Genomic DNA, 14,588 nt, shown 5'->3' on the forward strand with positions numbered 1-14,588 from the left:
GCTAGAGAATCGGTGAAATCAGCCGGGCGATCCGCATGCCGAGTTGTTGCAGGCGGTGGATCTCCCGGCCTTCTTCCTTGGCGATTTCGTAGGCCTGGGCAAAGTCGTCGTTGAGCATCTGTTCCACGTGGCCGGCGAATTCGCTGTCGACCGTCAGCAACATCACTTCGAAATTCAGCCGGAACGAACGGTTGTCCAGATTGGCGCTGCCGATGGCGCTGATTTCGCTGTCGACCAACACCACTTTCTGATGCAGGAAACCCGGTTCGTAGCGGAACACCCGCACCCCGGCGCGCACCGCTTCGAACGCGTAAAGGCTCGATGCGGCGTAAACGATGCGGTGATCGGGACGTGATGGCAGCAGCAGTCGCACGTCGACACCGCGCAGGACCGCGAGACGCAATGCGGCGAACACCGCCTCATCAGGAATGAAGTAGGGGCTGGTAATCCATACGCGTTCGGTCGCGGCATGGATGGCTTCGACGAAGAACAGCGAGCAGGTCTCGTAGGCATCCGCCGGGCCGCTCGCCAGCAGTTGGCAGAGCACGCCGTCTTCCGGGTAAACCTCCGGCAGGATCAGTGGGGGCAGCGTGCGTGCGGCCCAGAACCAGTCTTCGGCAAATGACTCCTGCATGCACGCAACCACCGGGCCGCGCACCTGCACGTGGGTGTCGCGCCATGGCGCCAAGGGTGGTTTTTCGCCCATGTATTCGTCGCCGACGTTGTGCCCGCCAACAAAGCCGATCAACCCGTCGACCACGACGATCTTGCGGTGGTTGCGGAAATTCACCTGGAAGCGATTGAGCCAGCCGCTGCGGGTGGCGAACGCTTTGACCTCGATCCCGCCATCGCGCAACGCCTGCACGTAGCTGTGGGGCAGGGCGTGGCTGCCGATGCGGTCGTACAGCAGATGAATCGCGATACCTTCCGCGGCTTTCTTCAGCAGCAGTTCGAGCAGGCGCTGGCCGAGGCGGTCGTCGTGAATGATGAAAAACTGAATCAGCACGGCTTCCCGTGCCTGGTCGATTGCGTGGAAAATCGCTTCGAAGGTGGCGGTTCCGTTGATCAGCAATTTCACTTCATTGTTGGCCAGGCACGGCATGCGTCCCAGCTTCGGCATTGCCCGTAGTGAATCGTAGGCATTCGAGGCGCGAGCGGTCAGGGCTTCTTCTACCCAGGGGCGCCAGTTCAGTTCAGAAACGGCCTGGCGCATCTGTTCGTTGGCCTGACGTCGGGCCTTGATATAACCGTCGAAGGTGCTGCGACCGAACACCAGATAGGGGATGAGGGTGAGATAGGGAATGAAGATCAGCGACAGCGCCCAGGCGATCGCGCCTTGCGCCGTGCGGACGGTCAGCACCGCATGGATGGCGGCAATTGTGCCCAGGCTATGTATCAGCGCGATCAGATAACCGAAGATGTGCGGTCCAAAATAATCCATGGGGCAACCTTGCTCCTGAAGATTCAATGCTTAACAGAGCATGTTCCTTTGCGGTTGTCGCTATTTTCTTTTTAGCCATGAAAGCAGGCCATGAACCGAAACAAGCGGCCGGCGTCTAACGGCCATTACTGATCAGGAGTTTTGCAATGAACGTTCGTCTGCTGGGTTTGGCGCTGGGTCTGGGGTTGGCCTTACCGTTGGTGGCTCAGGCGCAAATGCTGCAGCCGGGGTTGTGGGAAATGACATCGAGCAATGTGAAAGTCGATGATCAGGCCATGGACGTGCAATCGATCCTCGGCCAGATTCAGGGCCAGATCACCCCGCAACAGCGGGCGCAGTTGGAGAAGCAGGGGATCAACATTGGCGGCAAGGGCATTCGTGCCTGCCTGACACCGCAGCAAGTGGCGACCAACGACATTCCGCTGGCAGACCCGCAGTCAGGCTGCAAACAGCAGATCACCGAGCGCAATGGCAACCAGTGGAAATTCCGTTTCAGCTGCCCGCGAGCCTCGGGCACCGGTGTGGCCACGTTCGTCAGCGATCGTGAGTTCACCACCATCGCCAACGGCACGTTCAATGCCATCGGGATCAACCAGAAGGGCAGTCTGGAAACCCGCGCGGTGTGGCTGGGTCAGGATTGCGGCACTGTCAAACCAAGAGCCTGAAAATCGAAACCGCCCCACAACATTGTGGGGCGGTTTTTTTCTAGCGCATGAAGCGCAACGGCAATCCCTGACACCCGTCATGCAGGCGATTGCCGTGCCACGCAACCTGTCCCGACACCAGCGTCGTACTCACCCGATGGCGAAAGCTGCGACGGGCAAATGGCGTCCATCCGCACTGCGACAGGACCGGTTGTCGTGATACCGCGACACCCTCGGGCTCTGGCTGAATCAATACCAGATCCGCCCAATAACCTTCCCTCAGATAACCGCGATCCGGAATGGCAAACAGATCCGCCACCCGGTGACTGGTCTTCGCCACCAGCGTGGTGATCGGCAGCACGCCATCCGCCACCAGTTCCAATAATGCCGGAAGCGCATGTTGCACCAGCGGCAGCCCGGACGGCGCCTGGGCATACGACAGCTGTTTCTCCGCCCAGGTATGCGGGGCGTGATCGCTGCCGATCACATCCAGACGGTTGCTCAACAAGGCCAGACGCAGGGCATCGCGATCAGCCTGGCTTTTGATCGCCGGGTTGCATTTGATCTGGTTGCCGAAGTCCGGATAGTCGCGATCATCGAACAGCAGGTGATGCAGGCAGACTTCCGCCGTGATGCGTTTGTGCGCCAGCGGTTTGTCTTCGAACAGGTCCAGCTCTCGAGCCGTGGTCAGGTGTAGCACGTGCAGACGAGTGCCATGGCGTTTGGCGAGATCTACCGCCAGCGAAGAGGAGCGATAGCAGGCCTCGGCATTGCGGATCAGCGCATGGGCATCGGGTGGAAGATGCTCGCCAAACTGCTCGCGCAACCTAGCGGTGTTGGCTTCGATGCTCGGTGTGTGTTCGCAATGGGCCAGGAGGATCGTCGGCACCTCGGCGAACAATCGCTCCAGCGTCCGGGGATCATCCACCAGCATGTTGCCGGTCGACGCGCCCATGAACACTTTGACCCCGGCCACCTCACTCGGGTTGAGTGCTGCGACGGTGTCCAGGTTGTCGTGACTGACGCCGAAGTGAAAGCCGTAGTTGGCCACCGAATTGATCGCCGCCCGACGCTTTTTGTCAGCCAGCGCTTCGAGGGTGAGGGTGGCCGGGTTGGTGTTGGGCATGTCCATGAAACTGGTAATGCCACCGGCCACGGCCGCGCGGGATTCAGTGTAGATGCTGCCCTTGGTTGGCGAGCCCGGCTCACGGAAATGCACCTGATCGTCGATCATCCCCGGCAGCAACCATTGGCCGTTGGCGTCGATTTCCAGTGTGGCGTTTTCACCTTCAATGGAGCTAGCGATCTTGACGATGCGACCGTGGCTGACCAGCACATCGGCGTCGAACTCGCGCCCTTCATTCACCAGCCGCGCATTGCGAATCAGCACACTGTTCATGGTTCAGAACTCGTTCTGCAGGGCTTTGTAGCCGCGCACCAGATCGACGTTGGTGCGCGCCACGTCTTCGGAAAACTCCGAAGCGCTGACGCTCACCGGCGGGAATTGCGAAAGGTCGGTGTTCGGGCCGATGCGGGTGGTGGAGGGCACATAGAATGAATCCGGCAGATCCCGGCCATCGACCACCGAGTTGTGCCGCACCACGCAACCGTTGCCGACCACGCAGTTGAACAGCACGCTGTTGAAGCCGATAAACACTCGGTCTCCGACCTTGCATGGCCCATGCACGATCGAGCGGTGGGCGATGGAGCTGAACTCGCCGATGGTCACCGCCGCGCCGGACTTGGAGTGGATCACCACTCCATCCTGGATGTTCGAGTTGGCGCCAATAGTGATCGGCTCCATCTCGCCCGAAGCGTCCACTTCATCGGCGCGGATGACCGCGTAGGGGCCGACGAACACATTTTCGCCGATCACCACTTTGCCGCAGATGATCGCGGTTTTATCGACGTAGGCAGACTCGGCAATTTGCGGCAGATCGCCGGAAGGATTTTTGCGGATCATGGTTGGCTCAGGGCGTCGTAAAGGGTGTTGAGGTTGTATTCGAACAGGCCGGTGAACGTGCTGGCCGGACCCGACGCGGCGAGGGCATCGGAGTACAGCGTGCCGCCAATGTGCGCGCCGCTTTCGTCGGCGATCTGTTTGAGCAGGCGTGCGTCCTTGATGTTTTCCATGAACACCGCTTTGACCTTGGCCTGACGGATCTGGGTGATCAGCGCGGCGACTTCGGCGGCGGAAGGTTCACGTTCGGTGGAAAGACCTTGCGGCGCCATGAAGTCGATCCCGTAGGCTTGGCCGAGATAACCGAAGGCATCGTGGCTGGTGACGATCTTGCGATTGCCCGGCGGCAGGGAACCGAGCTTGGCCTTGGCTTCAGCGAGGAGGGCGTAGATCTGTTTCAGGTAAGCCTTGCTGTTAAGTTCGTAGTCGGCTTGGTTCGCCGGGTCGGCGGCGATCAGTGCCTTGGTGATGTTGGCGACGTACAACTCGGTGTTGGCCAGGTTGTGCCAGGCGTGAGGGTCGGGAACGGTCTCGCCGTCTTCATCCAGAGAACGGGGGATCACGCCGTGGCTGGCACTGATCACCGTAGCTTTGGTGTCGGTGCTGGTCACCAGTCGGTCCAGCCAAGGCTCGAAACCCAGCCCGTTCTTGACGATCAGTTTGGCTTTCAGAAGTGCCTTGGCATCGTCCGGCGTCGGTTCGTAGGTGTGGGCGTCGGCGTCCGGGCCGACCATGTTGGTGATCTGGATATGCTCGCCGCCGACCTGATGCACCATGTCGGCAAGGATGCTGAAACTGGTGACCACCGGCAGTTTCTCCGCTGCCGACAATGACATCGACAGCATCAGGCTGAACAACACAAGTAGAGCGCGCATCGGGAAACACCTCATTGGGATGTGAGCAGGGGCGGCCGGCGCAGCAGGCCATGAACCGGCCCGAGCACCACGGACAACAGGTAACCGATGCCCGCGACCAGCACGATGGCCGGACCGCTGGGCAGCGAGTAGTAGAACGACAGCAACAGACCGAGCCACACCGACAGGCAACCGATCACGGCGGCGATGGCGATCAGGATCGGCAGGCGTCGGCTCCAGAAACGAGAAGCGGCGGCGGGCAGCATCATCAGACCGACCACCATCAGTGCGCCGATGGCCTGGAATCCGATGACCAGATTCAGCACCACCAGCGTCAGGAACACACCGTGGGCGATCGGGCCGAGTCGGCTGACGGTTCGCAGGAAGAGTGGATCGAGGGTATCGAGCAGAAGCGGGCGGTAGATCAGTGCCATGGCCATCAGGCTTAGCAGCGATACGCCCAACATTCCGTTCAGGGTGGGACCGTCGACTGCCAGTGCTGACCCGAACAGCAAGTGGAGCAGGTCGAGACGTTTGCCGGCGATACCAAGAATCAGCACGCCACTGGCCAGAGAGATCGGGTAAATCGCGGCGAGACTGGCGTCCTCGCGCAGGCCGGTTCGGCGGGTGATCCATGCGGCGAGTCCGGCCATGCTCAGGCCGGCGCCAAGGCCGCCGAGGGTCAGCGCGGGAAGACTCAGGCCGGCAAACCAGAAGCCCAGCGCCGCACCGGGAAGGATGCCGTGAGCGACGGCGTCGCCGATGAGGCTCATGCGTCGCAGGATCAGAAACACGCCCAATGGTGCGGTACTGCACGCCAGCAGCAGACCGCCGAGCAGTGCTCGGCGCATGAACACGAACTCCAGGAACGGTTGCCAGAAGTGCGCGGCGCTGAGCATCAGGCCACCTGCACGTTGGGTGTTTGCTGGATCAGTTCGACGCTGGGGCCGAACACGCAGCCGCTGTTTTTGATCAGCAGCGTTTGTGGAATATGTTGGCGGACGGCGGTGAGGTCGTGGCCCACCATGACCAGTGTCCGTCCTTGCGCATGCCAGGTGTGCAGGTGTTGCCAGAGCAATGCCTGACCCAGTTCATCGAGAGCAGCATGGGGTTCATCGAGCAGCAGCAAAGGTGTGTCGGCCAGACTCAATCGAGCGAGCAGGGCGCGTTGCAGTTCACCGCCGGAGAGGGCCATTAATGGACGCTGTTCGAGGCCACTCAAGTGCCAATCTTCAAGTGCCTGGGTGAGGCGCTGTGCGCGCAGTTGAGTGGATAGTCGGCGCCCCCAGAATCCGGCAGCGACTAGTTCCTGGAGGCTGATCGGGAATTGTCGGTCCAGGTGCTGTTGCTGGGGAAGGAATGACAAACCGCTTTGGCGCGGAACACCCAATGCGACGGCACCGGCCAAAGGCCTCTGTAGTCCGGCGATGACTTTCAGCAGGCTGCTTTTACCGCTGCCGTTCACGCCGATGATGGCGGTCAGGCTGCCGCGTTCCAGTTGAAGACTCAACGGTGGCGTGAGCGGTTGGCCGGGGGCGCCCCAACTCAAAGACTGCAGGCGGATCATGCGGTCTCCCGGCGCCAGTGACTTTCAGCGACTGCATCGTGGGCGTGGAGGCTTTCGGCATGGATCACGCGCAGGTGGAATTCGCGAATGCCGGGTGAGCGACGCAGAGCCAGGTTCAGACGGCGAGCGGCGTCTTCGCAGAACATCAGGTTCTGGCCATTGGCGAGGGCGAAGGCTTGTTCGTCGGCGCGTTTCACGGCGGTTTGTACGGCGGTGCCGAGGGCAGCTTCGGCGTCGTTGATGGTCGAGGTCATCGGTAAACCATCGACGAATTCATCCAGGTGCAGATGCAGTTGTGCGGTGCTGCGCTGGCTGTGGGGCGTTGCGATAATCCCTTGAGTCGAGCCCAGCCATGCCAAAACCTCGGCATGTTGCAACGGCTTGTTGGCGAAATCGTCGACGAATTGCTGCTGGATCAATTGCCTCGCCAGAGCGGCAGAGCAGGGGCAAGTCGAGGAGTAAGCCACCTCGATTTTCAGTTCCACGTGGAACACTGTGTTTTTCAGAGTGGCTGCTATGGTCACCGGATAGGTTTTCCATCCTGCCAATGGGCTGACCAATGCGGGCCTTCTGAGCAGCAAATCGGTATGGATATTCAGATAGGCCGAGTTAGCCAGGCCTTCGTGGCTGTCGAGAAAACGCTGTAAAACCTGCTGCAAAAGTGCGGGAGTGAGGTTTTGCTGTTCGAGCATTTCCAGCGCGAGGTACAGCCGTGACATGTGAATCCCACGGGCCTCGCCGTCATCCAGGCTGACACCCGCATCGGCTTTTGCTGCCAGGCGTTGGCCCTCGATAAAGACAGGTAGAGCGATACCACGCATTCCCACCCAATCAAGCGGCAAGGCTTGGCGGGCAGCTTGCGCGGCGATATCCGGCAGCGTCAGCGCATTCATGTTCAGTACCATCGTGTTGATTGAATTTGATGTTACATTATAACAATTCAAATCACGATGCCTTTTTCATGAACGGGCTTTCATATGCACAGACGCCATTTGCTTAACCTGATGTTGGCCAGCGCTGCGTTGGCTTTTCCTTTCAGTGTCAGCGCCACACAAATCCGCAATGCACGCCTCTGGCGGTCGGATGACAAGCTTCGGCTCGTCTTCGATTTGAGCGGGCCAGTGAGCTATAAGACGTTTACGTTGAGTGCGCCGGATCGTCTGATTGTCGACCTGAGTGGTGCCAGCTTGAGTGGCGATTTCAGTCAGTTGGCGCTCAGCGAAACAGTTATTCGCAGCATCCGCTCCGGGCATTTTGGGAAAGGCGATACCCGAATCGTCCTGGATTTGAATCGCCCGGTTCAGCTCAATACCTTCCTGTTGGCGCCTCAGGATGGACAAGGGCACCGCCTGGTTCTGGACCTTTTGAGCGACTCAAAAGTGGCAACGCCAAGCGTTCCACGTGAAACACCGGGGAAAACCAATCATCCAAAACGAGACATTATCGTCGTGGTGGACCCTGGTCATGGGGGCAAAGATCCGGGCGCAGTCGGGGCAAAAGGCGAGCGTGAGAAAGACGTTGTGCTCTCGATTTCACAGCTGCTTGCCCGCCGGTTGAAGCGGGAAAAAGGCTTCGATGTGAAGCTTGTGCGCAATGACGATTTTTTCGTGCCGCTCCGCAAGCGGGTCGATATTGCCCGTCAGCACAAAGCCGATATGTTCATTTCGGTGCACGCAGATGCCGCGCCTCGTCTGACCGCTTCAGGCGCTTCGGTGTATTGCCTTTCTGAAGGTGGTGCGACTTCAGCTACTGCGCGTTTCATGGCTCAGCGGGAAAACGGTGCGGATCTGCTCGGTGCAACCAGCCTGCTGAATCTCAAGGACAAGGACCCGATGCTCGCCGGAGTCATCCTCGATATGTCGATGAACGCCACCATCGCCGCCAGTTTGCAGCTGGGCAGCACGGTGCTGGGGAGTCTGGCGGGCATCACCACGCTGCATCAAAAGCGTGTGGAACAAGCGGGATTTGCGGTGCTGAAGTCACCCGATGTGCCGTCGATTCTGGTGGAAACCGGGTTTATTTCCAACGCGCGGGACAGTCAGCGATTGGTCACTGCACGCCACCAGCAGGCGGTTGCTGACGGATTGTTCGAAGGGTTGCAGCGTTATTTCCAGAAAAACCCACCGGCCGACAGTTACATCGCCTGGCAGCAGGAGCAGCAACAAGCGCGTGTCTAGCAGCCCGTGAGTCGGCTGCAGGTGAACTTCCCGGTGCTTCCGCCGGAGCTGGAGAAGCGGTTGATCGTCGTCCAGCCCACCCGGCGGTTGTAGCCGACCCAGGCTTCGCCGTCGGAGGCGATCCCGGTGAAGAACGTCAGTTGCCCATAAATGCTGTTGGTTTGCGCCCAATAACGTTGGCCGATCTTCTCGAAACCCCGCAAATAAATCGTCTTGCCGGCGGTGTTGACGCTATAGGCGTTGCCATTGGTATCCACGCAGGCCAGCAGGTTGGCGCTGCGCGTGCAGTTGGCGAGCCCCGGGACTTGTGCCCATGCATCGATGGTCAGCAAGGCCAGGCCAAAGAGCGAGCATTTCAGCGCAGTTTTCATGAGATCACTCGACGGTGAAGTGTTTTCAGCTTCCGGCCCTTTGTCATTTCCGGCAAGAAGAAAGTGGATCTTTAATATTGTTATACTATAACATAAATTGAATCGGGCTTTCCGTGGCTCCTGTTTTCAAGCGTCTGCTTCTCTGACTGTCTCGTAGAAGCCCAAGAACGCCTGCCGCCGAGAGCGTTTCTTGCGTTTAGCTACCGTTTGATGAGGTTTACCCCATGTCTTCCCCGCTTCCCGTGACCGTTTTATCCGGCTTTCTCGGCGCCGGAAAAAGTACACTTTTGAATTACGTACTACGTAACAGAGACGATCTGCGCGTGGCGGTGATCGTCAATGATATGAGCGAAATCAATATTGATGGCAGCGAAGTCCAGCGTGATGTCGACCTGAACCGCGCAGAAGAAAAACTCGTGGAAATGAGCAACGGCTGTATCTGCTGTACGTTACGCGAAGACCTTCTGGAAGAAGTCGCCAAACTGGCCCGGGAAGGCCGATTCGATTATCTGCTCATCGAATCCACCGGCATTTCCGAGCCACTGCCGATTGCCGAGACCTTCACCTTCCGCGACGAGCAGGGTCAAAGCCTCGCGGACATCGCTCGCCTCGACACCATGGTCACTGTAGTCGACGGCCTGAATTTCCTGCCTGATTTCCAGGCTGCCGAAAGTCTGGCCTCCCGTGGCGAAATCCTCGGTGAAGAAGATGAGCGCTCGATCACCGATCTGTTGATCGAACAGATCGAGTTCGCCGACGTTCTGTTGATCAGCAAAATCGATCTGATCAGCAGCAGCGAGCGGGAAGAGCTGATGGCGATCCTCAAGCGGCTCAACGCGAACGCCGAGATCATCCCGATGGTGATGGGCGAAGTGCCGCTGGAGAAGATCCTCAACACCCACCGCTTCGATTTCGACCGGGCCGCATTGGCTCCGGGCTGGCTTCAGGAGTTGCGTGGCGAACATGTGCCGGAAACGGAGGAATATGGCATCGCGTCCACGGCTTACCGCGCGCGCCGACCCTTTCACCCTCAGCGCTTTTTTGACTTCATCAATCGACCTTGGCTAAACGGAAAACTGCTGCGCTCCAAAGGTTTCTTCTGGCTTGCGAGCAAACCCACGGATGCCGGTAGCTGGTCCCAGGCGGGCGGTTTGATGCGCCATGGTTTCGCCGGGCGCTGGTGGCGTTTCGTGCCGAAGAATCAGTGGCCACAGGATCGGGAAAGCACTGCTGCGATTATGGAAAACTGGACCGCGAGCGTAGGAGACTGCCGCCAGGAGCTGGTGTTTATTGGTCAGAACATCGATTTCGCACAACTCGAGTCAGGCCTGGACGACTGCCTGCTGACCGATGCGGAGATGGCGCTTGGTGTAGAAGGCTGGCGATTGCTGGCCGATCCGTTCGGCCCCTGGCATGACGAGGCCGCGTGATGCTTGCCCTCAAACCGCTGCAAAGCAAAACACGTCATCAAGTGCTCGGCCCGACCCCGCAAGCGCTGGCGAGCATTCTTGAAGATGAAATAAACCTCGCTGTCTGGCAGCGGCAACTACCGCTGCATGTCGCCGATTTTGCGAAGTTGTTGGTGTCACTCAACGAGCCTTATGCCGAAGCGCTGAGTCTCGAATTGCACGACGAAGACGCAGAACCAGACCTGACGGGACTGGCCAGCGGATTCCGTGACCTGGAAGGCTACGAAGGTTTTATCGCCGACCTGAAATGGCTGGTCAGCGCCTTCGCCTGCCTGCTCGGCGCACGGCGGATCGGCCTGCGTTTGCGGGTGCTGAACAAGGCGATGTGCCCGCGTTTTCACGTCGATCACGTGCCCGTACGACTGATTACCACCTACGCCGGTATTGGCAGCGAGTGGCTCAAAGAAGGGGAAATGGATCGCCAGCAACTGGGAAAACCACTGGCCGAGCCGCAGGAAAAATCGCGGATTCAGCAACTGGTCAGCGGTGAAGTGGCGTTGCTCAAAGGGGAGAAGTGGCACGGCAACGAAGGCTTCGGGTTGATCCATCGCTCTCCACAACCGGCGCCGGGCGAACGGCGTCTGATGCTGACCCTGGACTGGCTCGGCTGACGCCTCAAGGCTTGAGCCAGTTGCCCTGGCTCTGGCTTTCGCAGTACGGCTTCAAATACGCCGCGTCGGTGGCTACGCCGTAATAGTGGATATCCTGGCGATAAGGCATATTGGCGACTTGCGCGTTGCTGCACACGCCAAAAGCCCCGGCAGGGCACTGATCGACGTATTGCACGTCGACTTTTTGCCCTGCAAGGGTGGGTTGGCAGAAGCCGTCGTTGAACAGTTTCTCCGGGATGTTTCGGTTCTGCTGGCAGACCTTCACGTCGAGGCGTTCTGCCTGGCTGTGCACCACGCAGGCCTGGGCCAGCGCCTCGCCCGACACCAGCGCCAACAGCATCATCCACCCCATCCACCGCATTCCCGACCTCCAGAAAACCTTGATCATGTTGCAGAACATTCCTACCCACGTCATCGCAGGCCCCTTGGGCGCCGGCAAGACCAGCCTGATCCGCCAGCTCATGGCGCAGCGACCGGCCAGTGAGCGCTGGGCGGTGCTGATCAACGAGTTCGGCCAGATCGGCCTCGACGCTGCGCTGTTGACCCGGGACGCCGATGGTATCGCACTGGGCGAAGTGGCCGGAGGCTGTTTGTGTTGCGTGAACGGTGCGCCGTTTCAGATCGGGTTGGGACGATTGCTGCGCAAGGCTCAGCCGGATCGCCTGTTTATCGAGCCTTCCGGATTGGGGCATCCGGCGCAGCTACTACGACAACTGAGCGAGGCGCCGTGGCAGGGGGTTCTCGCGGTTCAACCCTGCGTGCTGGTGCTGGACGCCCAGGCACTGGCGGCGGGCAAGTCACTGCCGCCGGCCCAACAGGAGGCGCTCCCGAATGCCGGCCTGCTGGTGTTGAACAAGGCGGAAAACCTCGATGAATCCGAGCGTGAGCGGATCGCCCGTCAGTTGCCGTCCGTCAGGCTGATCTGGACGCAACAGGCGTCGTTGCCCTTGAGCGAACTGCCGGGTGTAACAGCTCAAGCGCAAGCGGGTGTGGATAAGTTGATCGTGCCCAAAGGGCTGGCGCAGATGCCGGCCGTCTGGAGCGATCAAGCTTCTCCGATTTGCCTGAGTCAGGCGCAGGAGGGCGGCTGGAGCATCGGCTGGCGCTGGCACCCAAGCCAGACGTTTGACGTGATTCGCATCACTCAGTGGCTGGAGTCCCTGCACTGGCGCCGGGCGAAGCTGGTTATCCACAGCCAGACTGGCTGGGAATCAGTCAATGCCCTGGATAACGCCAAACTGGACTGGCAGCCCAGCGAATGGCGCAAGGACTCTCGGATCGAACTGATTTTCGACCAGTCGCAGGCGGTCGATGAGTTGCAGGCGGGACTGGCCGGCTGTCGGATTCAAGCGGCCTGACTCAAGGCTTCCACTTGGTGTGTTCCTGGCGCCATTGGCTCAGTTCGATGACTTGCGCGCTCGGCCTGGCCACCTCCACCACGGGCGGGGTGTCGTCGAACGGTGCGGGGTAGGGCGCCAGTTCGATCTGCGCACTGTGGGGGCCGAACTGGGTGATGGTGCCGTTGTGGCGAGTTTCGCCGGTCACGGTGAATTCGAAGTTGTAGACCCGGGCCAGACGCCGACGCCCGCTGGCATCCTTGATGAGACCGATCTTCTTCAGCGCCACGTTGCCGTCGAGCAATTCGACGCCGACATTCACGCAATGCTGCTTGACCCGTTCCAGCGCCCGCTCGCGCAGGCCATGGTTGTGCCACAGCCACGCGCCGGCAACGGCGAACAGCATCAGCACGAAAATGTTTTCCAGGGTCAGCATCAACAAGAAACTCCAAAAGTTGGCATCAGCTTAACTGCGTCGCCGGTCTGTCGTACAGACTGCGTTTCGTCGCATACTGCGCGGCTTGAATTTCAATCGTTTTACGGAAAAACCCGAATGAAACGTACGCCTCATCTGCTCGCCATCCAGTCCCATGTGGTGTTCGGCCACGCCGGCAACAGCGCTGCGGTTTTTCCGATGCAGCGGGTCGGGGTCAATGTCTGGCCGCTCAACACCGTGCAGTTCTCCAACCACACTCAGTACGGCCAGTGGGCGGGCGAAGTGCTGGCACCGCAGCGAATCCCGGAACTGGTTGAAGGTATTGCCGCCATCGGTGAGCTGGGCAATTGCGACGCGGTGCTGTCCGGCTATCTCGGCAGTGCGGCGCAGGGCCGGGCGATTCTCAGTGGCATCGAGCGGATCAAGGCGGTCAATCCGAAAGCCCTGTATCTGTGCGACCCGGTGATGGGGCATCCGGAGAAGGGTTGCAGCGTGCCGGCCGAAGTCAGCGATTTCCTGCTCGACGAAGCGGCGGCGGTGGCGGATTTCATGTGCCCGAACCAGCTTGAGCTCGACAGCTTCTCCGGGCGCAAGCCGCAGTCGTTGTTCGATTGCCTGGCGATGGCGCGGGCGCTGCTGGCACGCGGGCCGAAAGCGGTGCTGGTCAAGCATCTGGATTACCCGGGGAAACCAGCGGATGGCTTCGAGATGCTGCTGGTGACGGCCGAGGGCAGTTGGCACCTGCGTCGTCCGCTGCTGGCGTTCCCGCGTCAGCCGGTCGGTGTGGGCGATCTGACGTCCGGCCTGTTCCTCGCGCGGGTGCTGCTCGGCGACAGTCTGGTGGCGGCGTTTGAATTCACTGCAGCGGCGGTGCATGAGGTGCTGCTGGAAACCCAGGCCTGTGCCAGTTACGAGCTGCAACTGGTGCGGGCGCAGGACCGGATTGCGCATCCGCGGGTGAAGTTCGAGGCCACGCCGATCAGCCTGTAAACCGCGTTGCCCTCATTCGCGAGCAAGCCCGCTCCCACATTTGGAGTGCTTTCCTCCTGTGGGAGCGGGCTTGCCCGCGAAAGCTATCTACAGAGCGCCATTGATCGAAGGGCTGATCAGGCGTCGCCCTTGATTTCCTGATAGCGCTTTTCCAGTTCCTGGCGAATCTGCCGGCGCTGCTGGGCCTGCATGTAGCGGCGTTTATCTTCGCTGTTCTGCGGCTGTAGTGGCGGCACGGCGGCCGGTTTGCGCTGATCGTCCACGGCAACCATGGTGAAGAAGCAGCTGTTGGTGTGGCGTACCGAGCGCTCGCGGATGTTCTCGGTCACCACTTTGATGCCGACTTCCATCGAGGTGTTGCCGGTGTAGTTGACCGACGCCAGGAAGGTCACCAGTTCGCCGACATGGATCGGCTCGCGGAAAATCACCTGATCCACCGACAGGGTCACCACGTAGCGGCCGGCGTAGCGGCTCGCGCAAGCGTAGGCCACTTCGTCGAGGTATTTGAGCAGGGTGCCGCCGTGGACATTGCCAGAGAAGTTGGCCATGTCAGGGGTCATCAGTACCGTCATCGACAGCTGGGCGTTTCCGGGTTCCATAACGTTCTCACGGGTCAAGGCAGGGTTGCTGGAAGAAGCACCTCTGCGGGTGCCTGGTCGCTTTTCAAAACCACCGTTATCGGGACGCCGGGCAACTGGCCGCCGTCACGCCCGGATCGATCTGTTTCCATA

General features: G+C 60.0%; 17 protein-coding genes. 6 read left to right on the forward strand and 11 right to left on the reverse strand.

Annotated elements, in window-relative coordinates; all coding sequences use genetic code 11:
- Window position 1 precedes the first annotated feature (1 nt).
- Complete coding sequence (gene cls, locus OQ248_RS10810; protein WP_265812825.1) at window positions 2–1,441, reverse strand: cardiolipin synthase; 1,440 nt, start codon at window positions 1,439–1,441, stop codon at window positions 2–4.
- Window positions 1,442–1,587: 146 nt separating this feature from the next.
- On the opposite strand from cls, the gene OQ248_RS10815 reads away from it, so the two are divergent.
- Window positions 1,588–2,106, forward strand: coding sequence for a DUF3617 domain-containing protein (locus OQ248_RS10815; protein WP_207865369.1), 519 nt, complete (start codon window positions 1,588–1,590; stop codon window positions 2,104–2,106).
- Window positions 2,107–2,146: 40 nt separating this feature from the next.
- Here the strand turns inward: OQ248_RS10815 and OQ248_RS10820 are convergent, their stop codons facing one another.
- Genes OQ248_RS10820 through folE2 form a run of 6 tightly spaced genes read right to left on the reverse strand, consistent with a single transcriptional unit; the run spans window position 2,147 to window position 7,359 of the window.
- Window positions 2,147–3,484, reverse strand: coding sequence for a dihydroorotase (locus tag OQ248_RS10820; RefSeq protein WP_265812826.1), 1,338 nt, complete (start codon window positions 3,482–3,484; stop codon window positions 2,147–2,149).
- Between the two features lie 3 nt (window positions 3,485–3,487).
- Complete coding sequence (locus OQ248_RS10825; protein WP_265812827.1) at window positions 3,488–4,048, reverse strand: carbonate dehydratase; 561 nt, start codon at window positions 4,046–4,048, stop codon at window positions 3,488–3,490.
- Window positions 4,045–4,920, reverse strand: coding sequence for a metal ABC transporter substrate-binding protein (locus OQ248_RS10830; RefSeq protein WP_265812828.1), 876 nt, complete (start codon window positions 4,918–4,920; stop codon window positions 4,045–4,047). Before OQ248_RS10830 ends, OQ248_RS10825 begins: the two co-directional genes overlap by 4 nt.
- 11 nt (window positions 4,921–4,931) lie before the next feature.
- Window positions 4,932–5,798 (reverse strand): metal ABC transporter permease, encoded by an 867-nt coding sequence (locus tag OQ248_RS10835; RefSeq protein ID WP_134828562.1) that lies wholly within the window; start codon window positions 5,796–5,798, stop codon window positions 4,932–4,934.
- Complete coding sequence (locus OQ248_RS10840) at window positions 5,798–6,466, reverse strand: ATP-binding cassette domain-containing protein (protein WP_265812829.1); 669 nt, start codon at window positions 6,464–6,466, stop codon at window positions 5,798–5,800. The genes OQ248_RS10835 and OQ248_RS10840 overlap by 1 nt, the downstream gene beginning before the upstream one ends.
- The gene (gene folE2 / locus OQ248_RS10845; protein ID WP_265812830.1) at window positions 6,463–7,359 is read right to left on the reverse strand and encodes a GTP cyclohydrolase FolE2; all 897 of its coding nucleotides are present in this window, start codon (window positions 7,357–7,359) and stop codon (window positions 6,463–6,465) included. Before folE2 ends, OQ248_RS10840 begins: the two co-directional genes overlap by 4 nt.
- 84 nt (window positions 7,360–7,443) lie before the next feature.
- Here folE2 and OQ248_RS10850 point away from each other — a divergent pair, with 84 nt between their 5' ends.
- On the forward strand, window positions 7,444–8,643 hold the full coding sequence (locus OQ248_RS10850; RefSeq protein ID WP_265812831.1) for an N-acetylmuramoyl-L-alanine amidase: 1,200 nt from the start codon (window positions 7,444–7,446) through the stop codon (window positions 8,641–8,643).
- Here OQ248_RS10850 and OQ248_RS10855 read toward each other — a convergent pair.
- Entirely contained in the window at window positions 8,640–9,014 is a 375-nt protein-coding gene (locus OQ248_RS10855; protein ID WP_119426871.1) for a glutamine synthetase, read from the reverse strand. The two genes, OQ248_RS10850 and OQ248_RS10855, sit on opposite strands and share 4 nt — an antisense overlap.
- A 224-nt stretch (window positions 9,015–9,238) precedes the next feature.
- Between OQ248_RS10855 and zigA the strand changes: the two genes are divergently transcribed.
- Window positions 9,239–10,444, forward strand: a complete 1,206-nt coding sequence (gene zigA, locus OQ248_RS10860) for a zinc metallochaperone GTPase ZigA (RefSeq protein WP_265812832.1) — start codon at window positions 9,239–9,241, stop codon at window positions 10,442–10,444.
- A complete protein-coding gene (locus OQ248_RS10865; RefSeq protein ID WP_265812833.1) occupies window positions 10,444–11,094 on the forward strand; it encodes a DUF1826 domain-containing protein in 651 nt (216 codons plus the stop codon). The genes zigA and OQ248_RS10865 overlap by 1 nt, the downstream gene beginning before the upstream one ends.
- A 4-nt stretch (window positions 11,095–11,098) precedes the next feature.
- Here OQ248_RS10865 and OQ248_RS10870 read toward each other — a convergent pair whose 3' ends face one another.
- Window positions 11,099–11,455, reverse strand: coding sequence for an NADH:ubiquinone oxidoreductase (locus tag OQ248_RS10870; protein ID WP_265812834.1), 357 nt, complete (start codon window positions 11,453–11,455; stop codon window positions 11,099–11,101).
- Window positions 11,456–11,480: 25 nt separating this feature from the next.
- Between OQ248_RS10870 and OQ248_RS10875 the strand changes: the two genes are divergently transcribed.
- The gene (locus OQ248_RS10875; RefSeq protein ID WP_265812835.1) at window positions 11,481–12,452 is read left to right on the forward strand and encodes a CobW-like GTP-binding protein; all 972 of its coding nucleotides are present in this window, start codon (window positions 11,481–11,483) and stop codon (window positions 12,450–12,452) included.
- Between the two features lies 1 nt (window position 12,453).
- On the opposite strand, the gene OQ248_RS10880 is transcribed toward OQ248_RS10875, so the two are convergent.
- A complete protein-coding gene (locus OQ248_RS10880; RefSeq protein WP_085708786.1) occupies window positions 12,454–12,867 on the reverse strand; it encodes a DUF3301 domain-containing protein in 414 nt (137 codons plus the stop codon).
- A 117-nt stretch (window positions 12,868–12,984) separates the two neighbouring features.
- On the opposite strand from OQ248_RS10880, the gene pdxY reads away from it, so the two are divergent.
- Window positions 12,985–13,857, forward strand: a complete 873-nt coding sequence (pdxY, locus tag OQ248_RS10885; protein ID WP_114886444.1) for a pyridoxal kinase PdxY — start codon at window positions 12,985–12,987, stop codon at window positions 13,855–13,857.
- A 116-nt stretch (window positions 13,858–13,973) separates the two neighbouring features.
- On the opposite strand, the gene OQ248_RS10890 is transcribed toward pdxY, so the two are convergent.
- Complete coding sequence (locus tag OQ248_RS10890) at window positions 13,974–14,456, reverse strand: acyl-CoA thioesterase (protein ID WP_003229693.1); 483 nt, start codon at window positions 14,454–14,456, stop codon at window positions 13,974–13,976.
- Between the last annotated feature and the right edge of the window lie 132 nt (window positions 14,457–14,588).

The sequence above is a fragment of the Pseudomonas sp. COW5 genome (assembly GCF_026240005.1).
GTDB classification, from domain to species: Bacteria; Pseudomonadota; Gammaproteobacteria; order Pseudomonadales; family Pseudomonadaceae; genus Aquipseudomonas; species Aquipseudomonas kribbensis.